Annotated in this window: 18 protein-coding genes, 2 tRNA genes and 1 pseudogene; 6 read left to right on the top strand and 15 right to left on the bottom strand. The window is 73.6% G+C overall.

Features of this window, described 5'->3' with window-relative positions; genetic code table 11:
• The first annotated feature begins 76 nt into the window (after positions 1-76).
• Positions 77-1,734: pseudogene (locus tag ACZ79I_RS15050) on the top strand (AMP-binding protein).
• Positions 1,735-1,926: 192 nt separating this feature from the next.
• Here the strand turns inward: ACZ79I_RS15050 and ACZ79I_RS15045 are convergent.
• From ACZ79I_RS15045 to ehuB, 6 genes are all read right to left on the bottom strand, one after another.
• Positions 1,927-2,000 (bottom strand) — tRNA-Lys (locus tag ACZ79I_RS15045).
• Between the two features lie 77 nt (positions 2,001-2,077).
• Entirely contained in the window at positions 2,078-2,836 is a 759-nt protein-coding gene (locus ACZ79I_RS15040) for an IclR family transcriptional regulator (RefSeq protein ID WP_471504972.1), read from the bottom strand.
• Positions 2,837-3,039: 203 nt separating this feature from the next.
• A complete protein-coding gene (ehuA, locus tag ACZ79I_RS15035) occupies positions 3,040-3,816 on the bottom strand; it encodes an ectoine/hydroxyectoine ABC transporter ATP-binding protein EhuA (RefSeq protein ID WP_471497795.1) in 777 nt (258 codons plus the stop codon).
• Between the two features lie 10 nt (positions 3,817-3,826).
• Positions 3,827-4,477: an ectoine/hydroxyectoine ABC transporter permease subunit EhuD gene (gene ehuD / locus ACZ79I_RS15030; RefSeq protein WP_471497793.1), complete on the bottom strand. Its 651-nt coding sequence runs from the start codon at positions 4,475-4,477 to the stop codon at positions 3,827-3,829.
• A complete protein-coding gene (gene ehuC / locus ACZ79I_RS15025; RefSeq protein WP_471497791.1) occupies positions 4,474-5,190 on the bottom strand; it encodes an ectoine/hydroxyectoine ABC transporter permease subunit EhuC in 717 nt (238 codons plus the stop codon). The genes ehuD and ehuC overlap by 4 nt, the downstream gene beginning before the upstream one ends.
• Positions 5,187-6,092, bottom strand: a complete 906-nt coding sequence (ehuB, locus tag ACZ79I_RS15020) for an ectoine/hydroxyectoine ABC transporter substrate-binding protein EhuB (RefSeq protein WP_471497789.1) — start codon at positions 6,090-6,092, stop codon at positions 5,187-5,189. Before ehuB ends, ehuC begins: the two co-directional genes overlap by 4 nt.
• Before the next feature lie 241 nt (positions 6,093-6,333).
• On the opposite strand from ehuB, the gene ACZ79I_RS15015 reads away from it, so the two are divergent.
• Positions 6,334-7,065 (top strand): maleate cis-trans isomerase family protein, encoded by a 732-nt coding sequence (locus tag ACZ79I_RS15015; protein WP_471497787.1) that lies wholly within the window; start codon positions 6,334-6,336, stop codon positions 7,063-7,065.
• 89 nt (positions 7,066-7,154) lie between these two features.
• Positions 7,155-8,237 carry an LLM class flavin-dependent oxidoreductase gene (locus ACZ79I_RS15010; protein WP_471497785.1) on the top strand — a complete coding sequence of 361 codons (1,083 nt, stop codon included), beginning with the start codon at positions 7,155-7,157 and terminating at the stop codon, positions 8,235-8,237.
• Between the two features lie 113 nt (positions 8,238-8,350).
• On the opposite strand, the gene ACZ79I_RS15005 is transcribed toward ACZ79I_RS15010, so the two are convergent.
• Complete coding sequence (locus tag ACZ79I_RS15005; RefSeq protein ID WP_471497783.1) at positions 8,351-10,294, bottom strand: putative bifunctional diguanylate cyclase/phosphodiesterase; 1,944 nt, start codon at positions 10,292-10,294, stop codon at positions 8,351-8,353.
• A gap of 464 nt (positions 10,295-10,758) precedes the next feature.
• On the opposite strand from ACZ79I_RS15005, the gene ACZ79I_RS15000 reads away from it, so the two are divergent.
• Positions 10,759-12,135, top strand: coding sequence for a M6 family metalloprotease domain-containing protein (locus ACZ79I_RS15000; protein ID WP_471497781.1), 1,377 nt, complete (start codon positions 10,759-10,761; stop codon positions 12,133-12,135).
• 365 nt (positions 12,136-12,500) lie between these two features.
• Here the strand turns inward: ACZ79I_RS15000 and ACZ79I_RS14995 are convergent.
• The 8 genes from ACZ79I_RS14995 to ACZ79I_RS14960 all read right to left on the bottom strand — a co-directional run bounded on the left by ACZ79I_RS14995 (position 12,501) and on the right by ACZ79I_RS14960 (position 20,700).
• Positions 12,501-12,574, bottom strand: a tRNA-Lys gene (locus ACZ79I_RS14995).
• Positions 12,565-13,182, bottom strand: a complete 618-nt coding sequence (locus ACZ79I_RS14990; RefSeq protein ID WP_471497779.1) for a bifunctional DNA primase/polymerase — start codon at positions 13,180-13,182, stop codon at positions 12,565-12,567. The genes ACZ79I_RS14995 and ACZ79I_RS14990 overlap by 10 nt, the downstream gene beginning before the upstream one ends.
• Positions 13,183-13,348: 166 nt before the next feature.
• On the bottom strand, positions 13,349-13,714 hold the full coding sequence (locus tag ACZ79I_RS14985) for a hypothetical protein (protein ID WP_471497776.1): 366 nt from the start codon (positions 13,712-13,714) through the stop codon (positions 13,349-13,351).
• A 203-nt stretch (positions 13,715-13,917) separates the two neighbouring features.
• Positions 13,918-15,270: an AAA domain-containing protein gene (locus ACZ79I_RS14980; RefSeq protein WP_471497774.1), complete on the bottom strand. Its 1,353-nt coding sequence runs from the start codon at positions 15,268-15,270 to the stop codon at positions 13,918-13,920.
• Positions 15,267-16,871: a hypothetical protein gene (locus ACZ79I_RS14975; RefSeq protein WP_471497772.1), complete on the bottom strand. Its 1,605-nt coding sequence runs from the start codon at positions 16,869-16,871 to the stop codon at positions 15,267-15,269. The genes ACZ79I_RS14980 and ACZ79I_RS14975 overlap by 4 nt, the downstream gene beginning before the upstream one ends.
• Complete coding sequence (locus ACZ79I_RS14970) at positions 16,862-18,013, bottom strand: hypothetical protein (protein ID WP_471497770.1); 1,152 nt, start codon at positions 18,011-18,013, stop codon at positions 16,862-16,864. The genes ACZ79I_RS14975 and ACZ79I_RS14970 overlap by 10 nt, the downstream gene beginning before the upstream one ends.
• Positions 17,976-18,992 carry a phosphatase PAP2 family protein gene (locus ACZ79I_RS14965; RefSeq protein WP_471497768.1) on the bottom strand — a complete coding sequence of 339 codons (1,017 nt, stop codon included), beginning with the start codon at positions 18,990-18,992 and terminating at the stop codon, positions 17,976-17,978. Before ACZ79I_RS14965 ends, ACZ79I_RS14970 begins: the two co-directional genes overlap by 38 nt.
• Before the next feature lie 193 nt (positions 18,993-19,185).
• Complete coding sequence (locus tag ACZ79I_RS14960) at positions 19,186-20,700, bottom strand: hypothetical protein (RefSeq protein ID WP_471497766.1); 1,515 nt, start codon at positions 20,698-20,700, stop codon at positions 19,186-19,188.
• Between the two features lie 304 nt (positions 20,701-21,004).
• On the opposite strand from ACZ79I_RS14960, the gene ACZ79I_RS14955 reads away from it, so the two are divergent.
• Positions 21,005-21,439 carry a hypothetical protein gene (locus tag ACZ79I_RS14955; protein ID WP_471497764.1) on the top strand — a complete coding sequence of 145 codons (435 nt, stop codon included), beginning with the start codon at positions 21,005-21,007 and terminating at the stop codon, positions 21,437-21,439.
• A 216-nt stretch (positions 21,440-21,655) separates the two neighbouring features.
• Positions 21,656-22,522, top strand: coding sequence for a spermidine synthase (locus ACZ79I_RS14950; RefSeq protein ID WP_471497762.1), 867 nt, complete (start codon positions 21,656-21,658; stop codon positions 22,520-22,522).
• The last annotated feature ends 91 nt before the right edge of the window (positions 22,523-22,613 follow it).

Raw genomic sequence — 22,613 nt, 5'->3', positions numbered from 1 at the left:
GACCGGCCCGGGGTGCCGCACCCGGTCCGGTCTGGCCCCTCCACATCTGACGCTCCGTCAATTACCTTGCGACTTCATGGAGTCCACGAGGGGTACCGTCGCGGAGCTGGTGCGGGAGCGGTGGGACGACCACCGGCCGGGGCTGTGGTTCGAAGGGCGGGCGCTCAGCCACCACGAGGTGGCCGCGGGGGCGGCGGCCCGGGCCGCGCTGCTCGCCGATCTGCTGCCGCCGGACGCCGAGCCGCATCTCGGGGTGCTGCTCGACAACACTCCGGAGTATCCGCTGTGGCTGAGCGCCGCGGCCCTGGCGGGCGCGGCCGTCGCCGGGATCAATCCCACCCGGCGGGGAGCGGAGCTGGCCCGCGACATCCTGCACACCGAGTGCCGGGTCCTGGTCACCGAACGCACCCACCTCGCCCTCCTCGACGGGCTGGACCTGCCGGGGGTGCGGCTGCTGGTGACCGACACGGACGCCTACGCGGACCTCGTCGCCGGCTACGCGGACGCCGGACCCCACGCCTCGAAGGCCACCCCGGCCGACCGCCTCCTGCTGTACTTCACCTCCGGGTCCACCGGCGCCCCCAAGGCCGCGATCTGCACCCAGGGACGGCTCGCGGCGGCCGGCCGGTCGCTGTCCGGCCACTTCGGGCTGGGCGCCGACGGCGTGCACTACATCTGCATGCCGATGTTCCACGGCAACGCGGTCATCGCCGACTGGGCCCCGGCACTCGCCTCGGGCGCCGCGATCGCACTCCGGCGGCGCTTCTCGGCGTCCGGGTTCCTGGACGACGTACGGGCGTACGGGGCGACGTACTTCACCTACGTCGGGCGTGCCGTGCAGTACCTGCTGGCCACCGAGGAGCGGCCCGACGACCGGGACAACCCGCTGCGGCTCGGCTTCGGCACGGAGGCGGGCGCCGTCGACGCCGCCGCCTTCGAAAGACGCTTCGGGGTGCGGCTGGTGGAGGGGTACGGATCCTCCGAGGGCGGTGCCGCCGTCCAGCGCGTCCCGGGCACTCCCGCCGGGGCGATCGGCAGGGCGGCGCCCGGCGACGACCTCGCCGTCGTCGACCCGGAGACCCGGAGGGAGTGCCCGCCCGCCGCCCTCAGTGCGGACGGCCGTCTGTTGAACGGCGACGAGGCCATAGGAGAGCTGGTCAACCGCGGCCCCAGCCCGTTCGAGGGCTACTGGCGCAACCCGGCCGCGGACGCGGCGCGGCGGCGCGGCGGCTGGTACTGGACCGGCGACCTCTTCTACCGGGACGCCGACGGCTTCCTCTACTTCGCGGGCCGCACCGACGACCGGCTCCGCGTCGACAGCGAGAACCTGGCCGCCGCGGTGATCGAGAACATCCTCGCCCGGTACGGGGACGCGGCGGCCGTGGCGGTGTACGCGGTGCCGGACCCGGTGGCGGGGGACCAGGTGATGGCGGCGCTGGCGCTCAGGCGTGGGGCTGTCTTCGACGCGGCGGCCTTCGCCGGCTTCCTCGCCGCCCAGCCGGACCTGGGCACCAAGATGGCGCCCCGCTTTGTGCGCATCACGGACCGCATGCCGGTCACCGCCACCAACAAGATCCACCGCGTGGGACTCCGGAGGGAGGGTTTCCGCTGCCCGGACCCGGTGTGGTGGCGTCCCCCGGGGAACAGGGATACCGCCGCCTGACGGAGACGGACGTCGCGCACCTGGTCGCGCAGTACCGGGCTCGGGGCCGCGAGGACCTGCTCGGGCGGTAGCGGCGGGACGGCACCGGCGGCCGACGGGGACGGGGTGCGGGTGGCCGACCCCCGGGCGCATCGCACCGGGCGGCGCCCCCGGCGAGGGGGCGTGGGTGGCGAAGCCCCCACGACGCGCGGCGAAGACGCGCAAGAACGACGGTGGCGACCCATGTTCGCGCTTTCCGCGAACATGGGTCGCCACCGTCACCGTGCGCCGCCAGGGACTCGAACCCCGGACCCGCTGATTAAGAGTCAGCTGCTCTAACCAACTGAGCTAGCGGCGCAGACTCCGTCGCTGTTCGCTCTCGCGTGTGGCGACAAAAGAAATACTACCTGGTCCGCAGGTGTGCTCCGGACCACCTCAGATCGCCAGGGAGAGCAGGACGGGGGCCGCCCCCCGGTTCAGCCGGTCCGCCGCCTGCCGCAGGCGGTGCGCGTGCTCCACCGGCAGGGACAGCGCGAGGCAGCCGACCGAGGAACCGGCCGTGATCGGGACGGCCGCGCAGACCGTGCCCACCGCGTACTCCTGCAGGTCGAGCACCGGGACCGTCGGGGGATGGGCGTCGAGGCGGGACAGCAGCACCTTCTCGCTGGTGATCGTCCGCGAGGTGAGCCGGGCCATCTTGTGGCGGGCCAGGTGGTCCCGGCGGCCGTTGAGGTCGAGCTGGCCGAGCAGGCTCTTGCCGACCGCGCTGGCGTGGGCCGAGGAGCGGAAGTCCACCCACTCGTGCACGGCGGGGGCCGCCGGGCTCTCGGCGTGCTGGGTGACCAGGACCTCGCCGTCGATGTAGCGGCTCATGTAGATCGCGGCACCCACCGAGTCCCGCAGCCGGTCGAGGGTCTGCTGGAGCTTCTCACCCAGCGCCTGCTCGCGGCCGTGGGCGGAGCCGAGGCGGCCGAGGGCCGCCCCGGCGACGTACGCGCCGTCGGCGGCCTGCTCGACATAGCCCTCCCTGCGCAGCATCCGCAGGAGCGAGGTCAGCCGCTGGGTGCCGAAGCCGGTCTCGCGGGCGAGCTCGGCGTCGGTGGCGCCGGCGGGGCGCCCGGCCACCGTCTCCAGGAGGCGCAGGGCGTCTTGGGCCGAGTGATACGGGGCGGTCGGCTCATGGGTCAGCGCCACGGTCTCCCCCTGCGCTTTCGGGCCGTTCACGGGACAGCTTGGCTTCCCCCACGATACGGCCCGGGCGGTTTCCCGGGAGGGGGTGTCGAAGAAGTCCGCGGCGGCTTCCGGCCTCCTCAGCAGGACCGCGCCACTCTGGCATATGTCAGAGTCATGAACCGTCGCATGGTTCCAGGACGGACCGCCGCGTTCACCCGTCGTGGTCAGAGCACTGCGCTGAGGAATTCCCGCGTGCGTGTGTGCTCGGGGGAACCGAAGATCTTCTCCGCGGTTCCCGACTCGACGACACGGCCGGAATCGAACATGAGGATCCGGTCCGAGATGTCCCGGGCGAAGCCCATCTCGTGCGTCACGGTCAGCATGGTGATGTCCGTGGTGCGAGCGATGTCGCGGAGGACGTCGAGGACACCGGCGACCAGCTCCGGGTCGAGCGCGGACGTCACCTCGTCCAGCAGCAGGACCTGGGGGCGCATCGCCAGCGCCCGGGCGATCGCGACGCGCTGCTGCTGGCCGCCGGAGAGCTGGCTCGGATACTTGTCGAGGTGGTCGCTGAGCCCCACCAGTTCCAGCAGCTCGCGCGCCCGCTGCTCCGCCTCGTCCGCGGACAGGCCGAGGACGGCGACCGGCGCCTCGGTGATGTTCCGCAGCACCTTCATGTTGGGGAACAGGTTGAACTGCTGGAAGACCATGCCGATGTTCTTCCGGATCTCCCGGACCTGCTTCTCGGCGGCCGGGAAGAGCCGCTGCCCGCCCACCGTGATCGTGCCCTCGTCGGGCTTGTCCAGCGTCATCAGCAGCCGCAGGATCGTCGTCTTGCCGGATCCCGACGGGCCGATCAGCGTGACATGTCTGCCGGCCTCGACCGAGAAGTCGAGCCGGTCGAGGACCGTGTGGTCGCCGAAGCGCTTGGTGACCTTCTCGAAGCGGATCAGCTCGCCGGTGGCCGCCGGCGGGTTGGCGTGGGCGTCGGGTTCCTTCATCAGAGGGGTGTCAGCGGACAAGACGTCGCTCCAGGGCTCGCAGGAGGAGGGAGGCGGGGTAGGAGATCAGGACGAAGGCCACTCCGATGACGGTGAGCGGCTCGGTGAACTGGAAGTGCTGCTGTGCGAACAGCCGCGCCTCGCCGAGCATGTCGAGGACGGTGATCACCATCAGCATCGGCGTGTCCTTCAGCATCGCGATCACGTAGTTGCCGAGCGCGGGGACGACCCGGCGCAGCGCCTGCGGAAGGATCACCGCGGTCCAGGTGCGCAGTGGCGGCAGGCTCAGCGCGGTGGCCGCCTCCCACTGTCCGGCGGGCACGGCCTCGATCCCGGCGCGGTAGACCTGCATCGTGTACGTCGAGTAGTGCAGGCCGATCGCGACGACGCCGGTGGTCAGCGCGGAGAAGGCGAGCCCCCACTCGGGCAGCACGTAGAAGAGGAAGAACAGCTGCACCAGCAGCGGGGTGTCGCGGATGAACTCGGTCACGATCCCCACCGGCCAGCGCACCCACCGTGTCGGCGCACGCATCAGCAGCGCCCACACCAGCCCCACGGCGAACGAGATCAGCGAGCCGAGGGCCAGCGCCTGGAGGGTGACGAGCAGGCCGTCCCGGAAGTGCGGCATGAAGTCGCGGACGGCGCCCCAGTCCCAGGTCACGACAGACCACCTCCCACCGTGGTGGTGTCGGTTCGGCGCAGGGAGAGGACGGCGGGCTCGAACGCCCTCCCGCCGGCCCTGGCCTTGAGGCGGTGTTCGAGACCTCGCATCAGCCGGGTCAGGAGGAAGGCGATCACGAAGTAGATGAGCAGGACGTACGTGTAGATCTGCGCGCTCTCCTGCAGCGCGAGCCGCACCAGGTTGCCGCTGAACGCCAGGTCGCCCATGCCCATGACGGAGACCAGCGCGGTGCCCTTGAGCAGTTCGACCAGCAGGTTGCAGAACGGGGGGATCATCTCCGGCACCGCCTGCGGCAGCAGGATCTTCCGCATCCTCTGCCACGGCGTGAAGCTCAGCGCGATGCCGCCCTCGCGCTGCGCCGGATCGACGGCGTTCAGGGCGCCGCGAACGATCTCGGCGCCGTACGCCCCGTAGGTCAGGCCCAGTGCGAGCGTGCCCGCCCACATCGGCACCAGCTGCCAGCCGAAGGCGAGCGGCAGCACGAAGAACACCCAGAAGATCATGATCAGGGCCGAGGTGCCGCGGAACACCTCCGTGTAGAAACCGGCGAGGAAGCGCACGATCCACAGCCGGTGGGTGCGCGCCATGCCGACGGCGAAGGAGACGGCCGTCGCGAGCAGCGCGCTGAGCACGAGGAGCTGGACGGTGGTCCAGGTCCCCGTCAGTACGAGTTCCCACAGTCCCGAGGTCATCCGCGGCACAGCTCCTTCGCGGTCATGTCGGTCATCTCGGCCTCGGTGAAGCCGAACGGACGCAGGATGCGGAAGAGCTCGCCGCTCGCCTTCATCTTCTTCAGCTCGGCGTTGAAGGCGTCCCGCAGCCTCGTCTCGGCGGGCCGGAAGGCGAAGCCGCCGCCGTCGATGTGGGGCCGGCCCTTCACGAGGGGTGTGAAGGGTTTCGTCGCCTCCGCCTTGCGGGACTTCTTGACGACCTCGCGGGTGGTGAGCGCGGTCCCGGCGAACACGTCCGCGCGTCCGGCCTCGACCGCGTTCAGCCCGGCGACCTGGTCGGGGACGATCAGGATGTCGCGCTCCTTGTAGCCGGCGTCGACCGCGTACTGGATCTCGGCGTATCCGGTGCCGGTGGCGAATTTCGCCTTCTTCTCGACGATGTCCCGGTAGTCGTGCAGGCCCTTCGGATTGCCCTTGCGCACGATGAAGGAGTCGAGCATCTGGTAGTCGGGGTCGGCGAAGATGACCTGCTGGCAGCGCTCTGGGTTGATGTACATCCCGGCGGAGACGACGTCGAACTGCTGTGAGTTCAGCCCGGGGATGAGCGAGCCGAACTCGGTCGGCACGGGCTGGACGCGGTCGATGCCCAGGCGTCTGAAGACGACTTTCGCCAACTCCGGGGCCTCGCCGGTGAGCTTGCCGTTCCTGTCGATGTAGCCGAAGGGGATCTCGCCGGCGATGCCGAGCCGGACGACGCCCTGGGCCTTGAGCCGGCTGAGCAGATCGCCGCCGGGCGTGCTCGACGCCGTGGCGACGCGGCTGCAGCCTGCGGCACCCAGCGTGCCGAGGGCGGCGACGCCGGCGAGCAGTCCCCGACGGGTGGTTCCGGGTGTTCCTGAGTCCTTCGTCCGTGGTGGAGCCATGGGCGCGCGGCTACCCGGGAACATGCGATGTATTCCGGCCGGTTCCGGCCCCGTCGCAACCGTGAGCCCCGGCCCCGGTCACCGGCGGCGCGCGCCGCGGGCCGGGCCTCTCGGCCGACCAGGTGACGCGGGGCGCGGCATCGCCCCGGCTGGGTACCCGGGCGACGGGGTCCCTTCAGGCCCTGCCGGAGAAGGCGGCGGGGCGGGGACCCGCACCGCCGGAACGACAGGAAGGCTGGGCATGACGGCACTCGGATTCCTCTACCCGGGGCACTTCGCCGAGGACGACTATCCGCGCATCGAGCAGTTGCTGGGCAGCGACATCCGGTTGGACCTCGTCCACACCGAGAGCGGGGAGGACGTCTGCCGCGCCGACGTCCTGCGGGAGACGGGCGCGCCACAGCGGCTGGCGGCGGGCGTCGAGGGCCTGCGGCTCACCGGCGCGGAGGCGGTGCTGTGGGCGTCCACGGGCGGCAGCTTCGCGTACGGCTGGGAGGGCGCCCACGCGCAGGTGCGCACCCTCGCCCGCGCGGCCGGGACGCCGGCCTCCTCCACCTCCTTCGCCTTCGTCCACGCGGTACGGGAGATCGGCGCCCGGCGGCCGGCGGTCGCGGCGTTCTACCCGGACGACATCGCCCATCTGTTCGCCGAGTTCCTGCGGTCGGCGGGCGCGGACGTGGTCTCGGTCCACGGCGCGGGCGTCACCACGGCGGCGGAGGCCGGCGGCTGGGGCGCGGAGGAGGTGCTGGCGCTGGCACGCGAGGGCGACCACGCCGACGCCGACGCCGTGCTGCTGCCCGGTACCGCGCTCCATACGGCCGCGCACCTGACGGCCCTGGAGCAGGAGCTGGCCAAGCCGGTCCTCACGGCGAACCAGGTCACCGTGTGGGAGGCGCTGCGCCTGGTGGACCGCCGGGTGAACGCGCCGGCCCTGGGGACCCTCTTCCGCAGGGAGCCCATCGTCCAGGTGTGACGGACCGGTGCGGCGTCCGGTCCGGGAATAACCGGGGACTGCCTCCTGTTTGTCGCGCAGGAGACGCGACGCACACAGGAGGCAACCCGGTGGACGAGATCCGAGGCACGGCACAGGGCACCGCCCCCGTCCCCCTGTCCGTACTTGACCTGGTCACCGTCGGCGCCGGGCGCACCGCCACCGACGCCCTGCGCACCGGCGTCGCCCTCGCCCGCCTGGCTCAGGCGCGCGGCTACCACCGCTACTGGGTCGCCGAGCACCACTCCATGCCGGGCGTGGCCTCCTCCTCACCCGCCGTGATCCTCGCCCATCTCGCCGCCCACACGGACCGCATCCGTCTCGGCTCGGGCGGAGTGATGCTGCCCAACCACGCCCCGCTGGTCATCGCGGAGCAGTTCGGCACGCTGGAGGCCATGGCCCCGGGGCGCATCGACCTGGGCCTGGGCCGCGCCCCCGGCACCGACGGCGCCACGGCCGCCGCCCTGCGCCGCACGGACGGGCTGGACGAGGGCGCCGACGACTTCCCCCAGCAACTCGCCGAACTGACCCGTTTCCTCGACGACGACTTCCCGGCCGGCCATCCGTACTCCCGTATCCACGCGGTCCCCGGCCCCGTCCAGGCCACCTCCCCGGGCGGCGTGCAGTCCCCGCACCGCCCCCCGATCTGGCTGCTGGGCTCCTCCGGTTTCAGCGCCCGCCTGGCCGCCATGCTCGGTCTGCCCTTCGCCTTCGCCCACCACTTCTCGGCGCAGAACACCATTCCGGCGCTCGACCTGTACCGCGAGTCCTTCCGCCCGTCCGAGGTCCTCGACGCCCCGTACGCCCTCATCGGCGTCGCCGCGCTCGCCACCGACGACGAGAAGGAGGCCCGCCGCCAGGTGCGGGCCGCCGCCCTGAACATGATCCGGCTGCGCATGGGCCGCCCCGGCCTCGTCCCCACCCCCGAGGAGGCGGAGGCGCACGAGTTCAGCCCCCTGGAGGAGGAGTTCGCCGAGTCCTGGACCGCCAACGTGGTGCACGGCACGCCGGACGAGGTCCGCTCCGGCCTCGACGCCCTCCACAAGCGCACTGGCGCGGACGAGTTGATGCTCACCTCCAACGCCCACAGCGGCGAGGTGCGGCTGCGCTCCTACGAACTGGTCGCGAACGCCTACGGGTTGCCGGCCATGTGACTCCGGGAGGGTGCCGTCGCACGGGGGGACGGCACCCTCCCGGCCCTCCCCGCTTCTGCCCGCCCTCCCGTCACCGCCCTCCCGTCACCGGCCTTCCGCCACCGGCCTTCCGGTCAGGAGCGCGGGCAGGTCGCCGAGTCCACCAGCTCGGAGATGCGGTCCGGCGGCACCGGCCGCGAGTACAGCCACCCCTGGCCCGTGTCGCAGCCGATCCGGCGCAGACGGCTGGCCTGCGCGGAGGTCTCCACGCACTCCGCGGTGACCGTCAGGCCCAGCCGGTGGGCGAGCTGGATCATGGCCTCCACGATGACCTCGTCCGCGGGGTTGGGACGGCCGTCCGTGCCCTCGTACTGGAAGCCGCGGACGAACGAGCCGTCCAGCTTCAGCACCGACACCGGCAGCCGGCTGAGATAGGCGAGGTTCGAGTAGCCGGTGCCGAAGTCGTCGATGGCGATGCGCACCCCCATGTCGCTGAGGGCCTGGAGCGCCTGGATCGGCCGCCCGGCCGATCCCATGACTGCCGACTCGGTCAGTTCCAACTGCAGCAGGTGCGGGGCCAGTCCGGTGCGCGCGAGGATCTCCGCCACGTCCGCCACCAGGTCGGAGTCCCACACCTGACGCACCGCCACGTTCACGCTGACGAAGATCGGCGGATCGTCCGGGCGTTCCAGCTGCCAGCGGCGCGCCTGACGGCAGGCGGTCGCCAGCGCCCAGCGCCCCAGCTGAACGATCGAACCGTCCTCCTCGGCCAGCCCGATGAACCGATTCGGCGTCAGCGTGCCGAACTGGGGGTGGTGCCAGCGCACCAGCGCCTCCACCCCCCGCACTCGCCCGTCCTCCAGCCCCACCAACGGCTGGTACTCCAGGGCGAACTCACCGCGCTCGATGGCCGGGCGCAGAGCGGAGGACAGAGCCTGGCGGGTCATACGGTGCGCGTTGCGCTCCGGATCGAAGAGGGTCCAGCGCGCCTTGCCGTCGGCCTTCGCCCAGTACAGCGTCGTATCGGCCGCCTGCATCAGCCCGGTCGCCGTCGTCCCCGCCGCGTGCCGCTCCACGACACCGATGGACGCCGAGAGGGACAGCCGCTGCCCGGACAGGTCGAAGGGTTCCTGGAGCGCCTTGAGCACCGACTCGGCCAGGTCGGCGAGTTGCTCGGTACCCGTGGAGTCCTCGACGAGCAGGGCGAACTCGTCGCCGCCGAGTCTCGCCACCAGGGGAGTGGCCGCCCGTGCGTGTCCCGCCCCGTCCGCGCAGCGCGTCAGGCGTTGCGCGACGGCCGCGAGCAGCCGGTCGCCGATGCAGTGGCCCAGGGTGTCGTTGACCGCCTTGAAGCCGTCGAGGTCCAGGTAGCACAGTCCGATCCGGCCGGTGCCGCTCTCCTCGTACGCCTCCGCCTCCAGCGCGGCCGACAGTCGTTCGAAGAACAGCGTGCGGTTGGGCAGCCGGGTCACCGGGTCGTGCATCTGCAAGTGCCTCAGGCGCGCCTGGAGTTCACGGCGGGCGCTGATGTCGGAGACCGACAGGAGGACGGCCTCCTCCGCCTCCGGCAGCGGTGCGACGGTCACCTGGACCCAGAGCGAGCGCCCGTCGGGGTGCTTGAGGCGTCGTGTGCAGCGCAGCCGCGCCTGACGGCCGCGCAGTACTTCCCGGTAGGCGTGCCAGGTGCGGGTGTCCGAGGACAGGTCCACCACATCGGCGGCGGCCTTCCCGCCCAGTGTGTCCGCACCGGTGCCGAGCAGTGAGCCCATCGTCTCGTTGGCGGTGACGATCAGGCCCTCCCGGTCCACGAGCGCCATGCCGAGCGGGGCGACGGAGAACGCGGCGCCGTAGGAGGCGGGCCGCAGCCCGGCGGCGCCGGAGCGCGGCGGCGCGTCGGTGGGCGGCACGCCGGCGGGTGGTGCGTCGGCGGGTGGTGCGTCGGCGGGTGGTGCGAGCGCGTGCTCCCCGGACGGGGGCGGGGGGTCGGTCGTACCGGTCGAGGTATCAGCCTTACTCTGCGTGACGGCCGGACCGAGGAGGTCTGCCGCGGGCGCCGGCCCTTCGGACGTTCCGCTCACCGCTCGCTCCCGCAGTGCACTCGTTCGTCGTACAGATCTCGTGGGTCTCGCCGGGGTCTACGGCCGCGCTCCGGGCGACCGTACAAGCCGTGTCCGTGCAGGAAAGTGTGCCGATCATAGAGGCTGACCCAGGGGCCTTCCAGCCGCCGGGAGGCCGCGCGGAGCGCGCTGACGCCCTGACAGATCGTTTCTGCTGGCTCCCGGCCTTGTTCTATCAGGTCTCCAGCGGCTGTGACGTTCCGTGAGTATTCGAGGTGTCGGCCCATGTCGGCCGCCCCCTCGGTGCTTGCGCGCCGTCCCGCGCTCCTGTCCCGCACGGCCCCTCCCCTCGGCTGCCACGGTTCCCAACTGGCCTTTCCCCCGACTGGTGGTGTCTCACCCTTCCGGTGCAGACAAACAGGGCGTAGTCATACAAGTAAGACAAGGCTGGATGCGGAATCACGGAACCGCATCCGGAGGTCGACGTGCCGCGTCCGCTCCTTGGCAACGGGCTCGCCCGCAGGGTCCTGAAGGGCTTCCTGCGGGGCGGGGCGCCCGTCCTGCGCAGCACGGCGGCCGTGGTCACGACGATGACGGCGCTGATCGCGACCTCGCTGGGCGCGGGCCCCGCCCTCGCCGGACCCCAGGCGGTGGCCTGCCGGCTGACCCGTGGCCAGGCCCACCACTCGGAGGGCGACGACACCTGGAACTCCGCCTACGCACGCCCCATTCACGGGCTCGACGCGGTCATGGTCTTCCTGTCCTTCCCGGACGCGACGCCCGTGACCACGCCGGCCGAGCTGGCCGCGGACTACTTCCCGGCCACCAGCCGCTTCTTCGAACGCGCCTCCTACGGCAGGTTCACACTGCGCCCGCATCCGGTGGGCCACTGGATCCGGATGCCGCACCCGTCCACCTCGTACGCCATACAGCGCGACTGGAAGGCCGAGCACCGGACCGCGTACCTGCGCGACGCGGTCGCCGCGGCGGACAAGGACGTCGACTTCTCGCGCTACGACATCGTGTACCTCGTGGCCGACCCCAACGCGCCCGGCGTCGACTCGGACGCCACGAAGGTGGTCAACCTCGACACCCCGCTGCGGGCCGACGGGAAGGATCTGCGCCGGGTGGTCACGGTCTTCGAGAAGCATCCGCCGGACCGTCTCGTCCTCGCGCACGAGACGGGACACGTCTTCGACCTGCCCGATCTCTACCACCGCCCCGCCGACGGCAAGGGCGACTGGGACACGTACGTCGGTGACTGGGACCTCATGGGCAGCCAGTTCGGGCTGGCGCCGGACCTGCTCGCCTGGCACAAGTGGAAGCTGGGGTGGCTGGACACCCGCCAGATGGTGTGCGTACGGGGAACCGGGAGCACGCGGCTGACGCTGGAAGCGGTGGAGGCGGGCCCGGCCGGGGCGCCGCAGGTGCCGGTGAACGCGCGCGGGCTGTGGGGGTCCGGGGTGACGGGTGCGGCGGGTATGGGCACGGCGGGCCTCCGGCGCGGTGTGCAGGCGTTCGGCTCGGGGCGCGGCACCAAGCTGGCGGTGGTGCGTACGGGGCCGGACAAGGTGCTCGTCATGGAGGCGCGCGGGGCGCTCGGGAACGACGACTCGGTCTGCACGCAGGGTGTCCTCGTCTACCGCGTCCGCAGCGAGACGGCGTCCGGCGGCGGCCCGATCGAGGTCCTTGACGCCCACCCGCACTCCACGGCGTGCCGGGACAACTCGGTCTACCCGCCCCTCGCGGACGCCCCGGTGGGTGTGGGGGAGAGCTTCACGGCACCGGGGGACAGGGTCAGGGTGGCCGTGGAGGACCGAACGGCCACGGGCGCATGGACGGTACGCATCACCCGAACCTGACCGCACTCCGAGCCCCGGGTTCGCGCTGTCCGCGAGCTTGGTCGCGATCGGGAGGGGCGGCCGGGCAGGTCGCGGGTACGTCGTACCGGGTGGTGCCCCGGCGTGGGGGTGTGGGTGGCGAAGCCCCCACCACGCGCGGCGGAGCCGCGCAAGAACCACGATGGCGACCCGGTTCGCGCTGTCCGCGAGCTTGGTCGCCATCGGGAGGGTCGGCCGGGCAGGCCCGCGGGTACGTCGTACTGGGCGGTGCCCCCGGCGTGGGGGTGTGGGTGGCGAAGCCCCCACAACGCGCGGCGAAGCCGCGCACAAACAACGATGGCGACCCGGTTCGCGCTGTCCGCGAACATGGATCGCCATCGCCATCGTGCGCCGCCAGGGACTCGAACCCCGGACCCGCTGATTAAGAGTCAGCTGCTCTAACCAACTGAGCTAGCGGCGCCTGCTGACGTCGTAGACCTTAGCATCCTGGTCGGCGGGAGGAAAAATCGATATCCGTACGGCGGCGGAGGCCGCGGCACGGGCCGCCCGCACGGCCGCCCAGAGCAGGACCTCGGGGCCCGGCAGCCAGGGGTGACGGGTGTCGGGCGCCACGAGCCACCGGGATGCGCGCCGGGCTGCGGGGACGCCGGTGGGCACGGACACGGCGTCCCCGGGACCGTGGCACAGCAGCGGTGGAACGGTGCGGGCGCGGCCGCCCCACTCCTCCCAGGCGAGCAGCGCCGGAAGCCGCGGGGCCGTGCCGGGCGCCGCGAACAGCAGCATCCGGCCGCGGTGCACGGCGACGGGCCCGGAGCCCGGCCCCTCGTCCCAGAGCCGGTCGAGCATGCGCCGCCCGAAGATCGCGGGGGCGTTGACGACGTCGAACGCGGTGCCGCAGCGCAGGACGACCGGGGCGTCGGGGTGCCGGGCCCAGGAGGCGAGGGCGCCATGGGGATACGTTCCTGCGGAGGCGAGCCAGTCCGCGCCCTCCGCGGTGACGCCCGAGACGTCGCACCGGTCGGGAAACGGGGAGCGGAAAGGGTCGGCGAACGGTGCTCGACTGCTCATACCCGCCAGATCTACCGGCCGTGAGCGAGCCGTCGCCGAGGGTCGCGGAAAACGGGGACAGAAGCAGGAGCGGCGGAGTATCGTGCCGCCCGGCATATGCCCGAAGATCATTCCGCGCCCTGCGCAAAGGCCCGGTGTGGGCACGGGCGGCGCCGGGTCCGCCGGCTCAGCCCAGATTCTCCGGCCCGCTCGCGTCGGCACCGCGCAGCAGGTCCTGCCCGAACTCCACCATCTTCTTCGTGTAGTCCTCGGTCCACTCCGCCTGCTCGGCGATCGCCGCCGGCGTCAGCCGGTCGAAGCGGCGCGGATCGGCGAGCTGGGCCGCGGCGATGGCCTGGAACTCCACCGCCCGGTCCGCCGCCGTGCGAAACGCCTGGGTCAGCTCGGTCGCCCGCGCCAGCAGCTCCCGCGGGTCGTCGATCGACTCCAGGTCGAAGAAGTGCTCCGGGTCGGAGGCCGCATCCGCGGGCTCGAAGAGCAGGGGCGCGGGGCGTAGCCGCGGCTCGTTCCGACGCGGCGTGGGCTCCGCCATGTCTTCTCCTCCTCGTACGGTCCAGATGGCGCCACCCTTCGGGTGGGCCACCGTCCATTGTCGCGCGCCGGGGCAAGAGGGCCGGAGCGAGCGGTGCGGACCGGCCCCGCAAGCCCGTCCCGGGCCTGCGGCACCCGGCTCCCGCGGTCTCCAGGCCGCCGGTCCGTGCGCTGTTCCCGGCGCCCCGTCCGCGGCGCCGCCGGTCAGGGCCGCCATGGCACGCGGTGCTCCGCCAGGTGTGCCAGCACCGCGTGGTTGGCCTCCCATCCGTCGGGGAACTTCACCGTCACCCCCAGCTGCACCGGATCCGTCGACGGATGGTCGTCCAGCAGCTCCGTCACCCCCGCCCGGCACACCACGACGCACGCGTGCCGGTGCCGGGACGCCAGCACGCACAGCCGTCCGGTCTCAAGGTGGAAGGCCGTCGCGTCCGGGCGCCCGGACAGCGGGTGCAGCACCACCGTCACATCGAACTCGCGGCCCTGGAGCCGGTTCGCCGTGTCCACCGTCACATCGGGCACCCCGAGGTCCGCCAGCGCGGAGCGCACCGCCGCCGCCTGGTCCCGGTGCGCCGTCCCGACGGCGATCCGGTCCGCGGTCAGCGGCACCGGCTCCTCGCTCCGCTCCGAGACCGCCGCCCCGCCCCGGTCCAGCAGCCGCCGCACCACCCGGGCGACGGCCCGCACCGCCTCGGGATCCGTGCGCGGCGTGTGCCGTGCGGGCAGCTCCAGCAGCCCCCAGCCCGTCTGCGCCGCCTCGTCGATCACCCGGTCGGGACCCGAGCCGTCCGAGGCCACCCCGAACGTCAGCCGCCGGTCCCCGTGCCCCGTGCCGCTGCGGAACGGCGTGTACGGATAGAACGCGTCCGACACCAGCGGCGCCGCCGACGCCGGCAGCCGCCACGACACCGGCAGCCGGTGCTGCGGCAGCTGCGGATTGTGTGCCAGGAGCGTGGTCACGGCGGACGCGGACGGGTCGTACGACAGCCCCGCCCACTGCTCGGCGCCCACGATCGCGAACGGGTCCAGCTGCCCCGGGTCCCCCACGAACAGCGCCCGCTCGAACAGACCCGCCACGGCCAGCAGCGCGTCCGAGCGCATCTGGTACGCCTCGTCGACGATCGCGTGCCGCCACGGCTCGACGCCCTTGACGTGCGCCCACTTGGCGGCCGTCGAGATCACCACGTCCAGGCCGGCCAGATCCCCCGCCTTCGCCGACTTCCTGACGTTCGGCAGATCGTCGAGCGCGGCGTCGTACGGATCCGGGTCGTTGCTGTGCAACCGGCCGACCGGCAGCCCGGAGTCCTTCTCCGCCAGCCGCAGCACCAGGTCGTCCACCTGCGCGTTGGTCTGCGCGATCACCATCAGCGGCCGGCCGGCGGCCGCGAGTTCGAGCGCGGCCCGCACGACCAGCGTCGACTTCCCGGCGCCCGGCGGCGAGTCGACGACGACCCCGCGGTGCGTGCCGTGCAGCGTGTCGCGCAGGATCGCCTCGGTGGCCCGGGCGGCCGCGGCCCCCGGATCGAGGGTCCTGCCCGGCTGGGCGAACACGGTCACAGAATGTCCTCCTCGGTCACCGGATCCGGCTGCGGCAGCGGCTCCGCCTCGCCCGGCGGCCCACCGTGCGTCCACGGCGTCTCCTCCGGGTCGGGCAGCTTGGCCCCGCCGCGCTGCTCGTGCTCGAACAGCGTGAAGCAGACGCGGTCGCCCTTCTCGGGTACGGAACCGGCCTCCGGCTCCCTGCCGCGGCCCATCTTGTCGAGGATGCGCAGCACCATCAGGCCGTCCGACCCGTCATGGCCGTCGTATCCGACGAACTCGGCCGTCTGCGGCCTGCCGCCCAGCGACCGGTACACCTTGGTGCGCTCCCCGAGGTGCGGTCGGTCCTCGGTCCGCAGCGTCACCAGGGGGCGCGGGCTGGGGCGCTTGCCCTCGCCGTACGCCATCACCACATCCGTGACCTCGCCCGCGAACGCCTCCCCGGCGAGCCGCCGCCCGGCCATCACGAGCGGGTCGTCGAGCGCTTCCTGGGCCTCCAGACGGGCCTGTTCGCGCTCGCGTGTGGCGAGCTTGTTCGCCGCGGTGACCGCGTCGTCGCGGCGCGGCTGCGGCGGCTCCCCGGCGGCCACCCGGTCCCGGTGGCCGGTGAACGACCAGCGGTCGCGCGTCCAGCGGTCCGCCACGTGCGCACCTTCCGGCAGCGCCCGCAGGAGATCGAGTCCGCGCCACACCGCGTCCCAGACCGGACGCGTACGGCTCTCCACCAGCGCGCGGATCTCCCGTTCCGCGGCGGTGAGTTCACCGAACCGGTCGTCCGCCTCCAGGCCGTCCTCCGCGGCGGCGAGCCGGGTCCGCGCGCGGTCGTAGCGCTCGATGGCCGGGGCGAGCAGCCTGTTGTCGAAGGCCGGGTCGGTGGCGGGTCCGGCCGGCGGGCACAGCAGCTGGCCGTCCTCGTCCCGCCCGACCTCGGCCCGCAGCGCGGCATGGGCGCCCGGGACGCCGTCCGGTGGGTCGATCCAGGCGAGCAGCGCACCCAGATGCTGGTCCTCCAGACCGGACTGCCCGGTCGCCCAGTGCCGCGCCAGGACCTCGGTGAGGGCGAGCAGCAGCGAGGAGCCGGGGACCCGGGCGCGCTCCCCGAAGTGGGTGAGCCAGCGGCCGAGGAGCGGCACCCGCGGAGGCGCCGGGTACGGGGCCTGAGGATCCTGCTCGGCGGTGCGGCGGAACCGCATGGAGCGCCCCAGGAGGCGGACGAAGTCGATGCCCGCCCGGCTCGGCACGATCAACTGCGGGGCGTCGGCGCACAGGTCGACCTCCACCTTGACCCGCTTGCCGGTCTCCGGGTCGGTCTCGGAGCGCTCGGCGGGCTCGACCTCGCCGGCGTACGCGTCGATGTACGGCAGCACGACGTCCGCGAGCTCGGCGAGGAACCCGAACCGGAGGTCGCGGTCGCGCGGCTGCTCCACCACGAGCAGCCGGGGCGCGTCCCGCTCGGTGCCGACGAGGGCCCCGAGCGGTGCCCCGGCCTCGCCCGCGGTGGTGAGCGGCACAAAGACCAGGGGCCGCTCGGACACGTGCCGGTGCAGGACGGTGGCGGCGGGCTGGGCGCGCCCGGAGCGCACGGCCTCCAGCCGGGCGAGCGTGGCGATCAGCGACATGCGGCGCCCTCCGGGCCGGCGAGTGCCTCCGCCCGCAGCCGTGCCGCCCTGCGCAGGGCCGCGACCGCCGGGTCGTCCGGGTCCCCGGCCGTGCCGTGGGCGGCGGCCAGGACGTCGTCCACCGTCGTCAGGCCGCCCAGCTCGGCCCGCAGCGACCGTCCGTAGGAGGTCACGGCGCCTTCGGCGCGGGAGCGGTCGCGGCAGTGGAAGGCCAGTTCACAGGCGGCGAGGCACTCGGGCGCGTATGCCGCCGGGACCGACTCGACGGCGGCCGCCAGCTCCCCCCGGGGCAGGTCGGGGGCGAAGCACGTGCCCTCGGGGAGGTCGCCCGCGATCTCCTCGATGCGGGTGAGCCGGGCCAGCTGGCGCCGGGTGACCGCGCGCTGCTTGCGGACGTCGACGGGGGAGGCGGTCGGCAGGTTGGAGAAGTCCTTCGGGCACACCAGCAGGATCCGGTGGCGCACCACGGGCGCGCCGGCGCTCTCCCGGGCCCGCCCCTCCGGCTCCCCGCCGAGACGGGCGGCGACCTCCTCCAGCGCCAGCACGTACACCGCGGACTGGCGGGCGGCGGCCCCCACCTTCGCCGGGTCCGCCGAACCGTCCAGCATCGGGAAGGACTTGATCTCCACGACCGTCCAGCTGCCGTCCGGGTGCACCACCACCGCGTCCGGCTCCAGGAACGCGGGGGAGCCCGCCACGTCGAGGGCGAGCATGGGGTGGTCGAGCAGCGCCCAGGCCCGCGCCCCGGTGGCCTCGCGCAGCGCCATCGCCGTACGGGCCGCGCGCCCCTCGGGTCCGACGGCGGCGAGGTCGGGAACCAGGGCGTCCCGCGGTGCCCCGGCGGACGGGTCCAGCTTCTCGTGCACCAGCCGCAGCAGTTCGGCACCGCCGTCCGCCTTGACGCGGGCCTCGAATGCGTTGCCCCGCATGAAGGCGAACTGCGACTGCCCGAACGCCGACGGTGCCCCCAACGAGCGCGCGAGCGCCGCCTTGTCCACCCCCGCCCCGTCCAGGAGCGCGCGCCGCCGGCACCCCGGGTTCGCGGCGAGCGCGGCCAGGGCGCGCGCGTCGAGGGCCTTGGGCGGTACGGACGGCCCGCGCAGCTCAGCGAGCCTTCCCCAAGCTCTCGGCTTCTCCCCCACTCTCGACTCCGCTCGAGCGGGGGGACCCCCACGAGCAGGGGAGACCCCAAGCCGCAGCGCCGTCCCCCGCGTCCGCGGGAGAGGCACCCGGCTCGGGTCGGGAGGTGCGCTGTCGGGGAATTCGCTCACCCGCGGAAGTCTGGCATCCGGCACTGACAATCGGGGAACCCGCGGCCCGCGGGACGCCGGTGACGGCCGTGGAGCGTGGCCGCAGCCGGGTCCTGACCGCGTCCGCGGCCCGCGTCACGGGCCGGGTCAGCAGCAGGCCGGCGCCCATCACGGCGACGCCCGCGACCGCGTCGAGGAAGTAGTGGTTCGCGGTGCCCATCACCACGATCGCCGTCAGCAGCGGATACGCGACGCCCGCCGCCTTGGCCCAGCGCGTGCCGCCGTAGGCCCACAGCATCACTCCGCACCACAGCGCCCAGCCGACGTGCAGGCTCGGCATCGCCGCGTACTGGTTCGTCATACCGCCCAGGCCGCGCGGGGCGCTCGCCTGGTGGCCCCACCAGCCGTAGGAGCTGTACTGGGCCATCGTGTCGACGAAGCCGTGGCCCGCGGAGAGCAGGCGGGGCGGGCAGGTGGGCAGCAGCGTGAAGCCGATCAGGCCGATGAACGTGGACGTCATCAGCCAGGTGCGGGCCGCCCGGAAGTGCTCCCCTCGGCGCCGGAAGAGCCACACCAGGATCGCCGGCGTCACCAGGTAGTGCAGCGACGCGTACCAGAAGTCGGCCGGTACGCCGAGCCACGCCTCGCGGGTGAAGAGCCGGTTCAGCGGGTGCTCGGCGTTGATGTGCAGCAGCTTCTCCAGCCGCAGGATCGCCAGGCCGTGGTCGACGGCGCCCGTGACATCGCCCCGGGCCAGCAGCCGGCCGGCGGAGTAGGCGCCGTACACCAGCAGGATCAACGGCAGTTCCGTCCACCAGCGCAGCCGGGGCAGCGGGCTCACTCCGGTGCCTGGTGTCTCGGCCTGCGGCATCCGATTCGCCCTCCCCCTTCTGACTGCTCTGCGGCTCCCGGCGGTCCGGTCGTGCCACCTTACGGCGTACGCGACCGTTCCGTGCCGGGTGCCCCCCGCCCACAAGACGCGGACACCGCCCCCCGGGTTGCCCGGGGAGCGGTGCGGAGGGCATGGCGGCGGAGGTGGTCCAGGCGGTCCGCCCCGGGGCGGTTCATCCGGCGCGACGCGGTTCCGCCGGGCGCGGCAGCGAGGCATGGCGGTCGAGGAACGCCGACACCCCCGACGCCCGCCGGTGCGGGAGCAGCACCCTCGCCGTGCCCGCCAGCATCGTCTGGACCCTGGACGACTGGACCTCGCCCAGGAGGTCCAGGACGCGCCGGCCGGCGACGGCGGCCTCGTCGGGACGGCCACCTCGGGCCAGGTCGTCGGCGAGTTCCGCGGTGTACAGCGCGGTGTTCCGGGTGAAGTGCGGGTCCTGGAGCTGCGTCGCGCGCCGGGCGTGCCGGGCGGCACGCGGCCAGTCGCCCAGCGTCGACCAGCACTGCGCCTCCAGCCCCTCGAGTTCGGCCTCCCCGTAGAAGGTCATCCACTCGGGGTCGGCGTCCGAGGGCCCCCGGTCGAAGAGGGCCTGCGCCCGGGCCAGCGCCTGCTCGCAGCCCGCACGGTCCGCGAGCCCCGCCCAGCCGCCCGCCTCCCGCAGGGCGAGCAGCGACATCAGACGGTGCGAGCCGAGCGGGCGCGCGGCGCGCTGGGCAGCCTGCGCCGCCCGGACCGCTTCCCGCGGCCGGCCCGCGTCGCGCGCGAGGAACGCCGTGTTGCAGAACGCGTGCGCCTCCAGGGCCGGGTCCCCGGACATCCGGGCCGTGGCCAGCGCCTCGGCGTAGTGCGAGCGCGCGTCGTCGAAGCGCCCCGAGTCGTGGGCCAGCCATCCCACGGAGATGGCCAGTTCACCGGCGCCCGCGTACAGCCGGTCGGCGACCGCCTGCCGGGTCGTGCCCGCGTCGAGCAGTGCGTACGCGGTGCGCAGTGGCCCGGCGGCGCGCCGGTAGAGGCCGTCAGCGCCGTGCCGGTCGTCGAGGACGCGGATCCTGCGGACGGCCTCCTCGAGCGCGCCCGCCTCGGACGAGCCCGGACGGCGGGCAGGGCGTTCGGCGGCCGCTGCCCGGCCGCCGGAGGGGAGCCCCAGGGGGCTCAGGGAGACGGCCGCCATCGTGGCGGTTCCGCCGGTCATGAATGCGCGACGCCGCACGTCGCTCTCCTCGGTGTGCTGGTCGTCGTACGCGCGCGTGCCGTACGACTCGTGGGTCTCGTGGGTCTTGCGGGTCTCAAGGTCGTGGGTCTCGTGGAGCGTTGCGGTCTCATACGTCTCACACGCATCGCCGCTCTCACTCGAAGCGGGAGGGCGGCTGCCGGTGTGCGCGCAGGGCGCTTCGTCGGCGGTGCGCGCCCCCCGGCCGCGTACCGCCGAGCGGGGCGCGAACCCCAGGTCGGCGAGCGTGCGCCCCGGGAACATATGCAGGAACACCCGTTCGTAGGCGTAGTTGGGGCAGCGGATCTCGCCCGCCTCGACCCGCCCGATGTACCGCGCGTCACAGCTGACCCGCTCGCCGATCTCGCGTGCGGCGCGCCGTACCGCCGCGGCGAACTCACCCGGTGAACGCTGTCCGCGCAACTCCCGGAAGACCGGGTTCGGCCGCGGTGGGCGGGGGGACTGGGACGAGGTCATGGCCGGGCCCTCTCGTGCGAACCGTCGAACCATGCCGGGTTCGGGGTGAGTTGTCTGCGTGGTGGCAGTTGGTTCCCCTGCGTCCGGCGGTGCAAGAACGTACCTGCCCGGTGGGCGGCGGCAAGCGAAGTTTGGCTGCAAACCGGATATCTCCTCCGCGATCTGCCATGAACTGCCATCCTTTGCGGCAGTGTTGCGCCGTAGCCGTTGACGCCCCTCGCGCGTTGTACCCCGTGGACCGGGAGCCCCCCGAACTCCCGACCCAACTCACTCGCCGAGGAGGGGTTCCGTCGTGGAGGCCGGGATGCAGACCAGCCAGAGCACCGAGTTCCGTACGCAGACGCCGACGGCACGGCGGGTGCCGGCCGCGGAGCGCGGCGCACCCCCGCAGCAGGCTCCCGACCTCGTGACCGTTCCCGCCCGGCAGGGCCTGGAGGCGGTCGACATCCTCCGCCGGGGCGCGGGCGACTGCGTCGGGCCGGTGTTCCACGACGACGGAGGCGACACGCTCGGCTTTCTGGTGCCCCCCGGCACGGCGGACGCGTGGGACGTTCCGGGCAGCACCTGCACGCAGACGAACGGGCGCGGCATGAGCCTCGTCACCCCGGAACCCCCGGCAGAGGGCACGGGCTGGCTGCTCCCGCCCGGCGACGCGGAACTGGCCACGGACCCTGCGGTGCTGCGCGCGGCCCTCGGGGAAGCGGCCCGGCTGATCGAGGCGGCGGACAACTGCCGGTGAACCGGCCGGCACGCGCCGGCGAGGCAACCTGCCCGCGGGGCGACCTGCCCGCAAGCCGCGTGTCCGCGGGGCCGCGTGCCGGCGGGGCCCGCGTGCCGACGGGGCCGTGCCGACTCCGATGCCCGCCGACCTGCGCGGTAGTCCCCGGAGGCGCCGCCGAGGCGGCCCCGCTGCCGCCGGAGGCCGCCCCCTCGCTCCGCACCCGATAATGGCGGGATGGGCAGGTCACGGAACACGCGGCGCAGGGACGCCGCCGAGGCCGTCGTCGAGGAGGTCGACGGCGGGCTCGCCCAGCTGATACCCGACCGGGACCGGGCGCGCGCCTGGACCCTCCTGATCGACGGCGCCCCGCAGTCGCACGTCGACCTCGACGACCCCGCCCACCTCGGCTTCGAGTACCAGCGCCGCCTCGGCCACGTCATCGACCTGGCCGCCCCGCCGGGGCGGCCCGTGCACGCCGTGCACCTCGGCGGCGGCGCGTTCACCCTCGCCCGCTACACCGCCGCCACCCGCCCCCGCTCCACCCAGCAGATCGTCGAGCGGGACGCGGCCCTCGTCCGTCTCGTGCGGCGGGCGCTCCCCCTGGACGCGAACGCGCGCATCCGGGTGCGCTCCACGGACGCCCGCGAGGGACTCGCCAAGGTGCCGGACGGCTGGGCGGACCTGGTCATCGTGGACGTGTTCAGCGGGGCACGCACCCCGGCACACCTGACGTCGGTGGAGTTCCTCGCCGACATCCGCCGGGCGCTGAAGAGCGGCGGGGTGTACGCGGCCAACGTCGCCGACGGCCCGCCGCTCGCCCATCTGCGCGCCCAGATCTCCACCGCGGCGGCCGTCTTCCCCGAACTCGCCCTGCTCGCCGACGCCGCCGTGCTGCGCGGCAGGCGCTTCGGAAACGCCGTCCTGGTCGCCTCGGACCACCCGCTCCCGGTCGCCGGACTGACCCGCCGTGCCGCCACGGACCCGCACCCCGCACGCGTGGAGCACGGCACGGCACTGACCGACTTCACGGGCGGCGCGAAGGCGGTCACGGACGCGGCGGCCGTGGCGTCACCGGCCCCGCCGCCCTCGGTGTTCCGCTGACCGCCGTGCCGGCGGCGCCCGCCCCGGGCACGGCGAGGTCCGGTGCGGTTCGGCAGCGCCCGAGGGGCGCGGGCCCGTGCCGGTCGCGGCT

Source organism: Streptomyces sp. PSU-S4-23 (genome assembly GCF_055632315.1).
The sequence above is the reverse complement of the archived record's forward strand: the minus strand, read 5'-3'. Positions and strand labels throughout refer to the sequence as shown.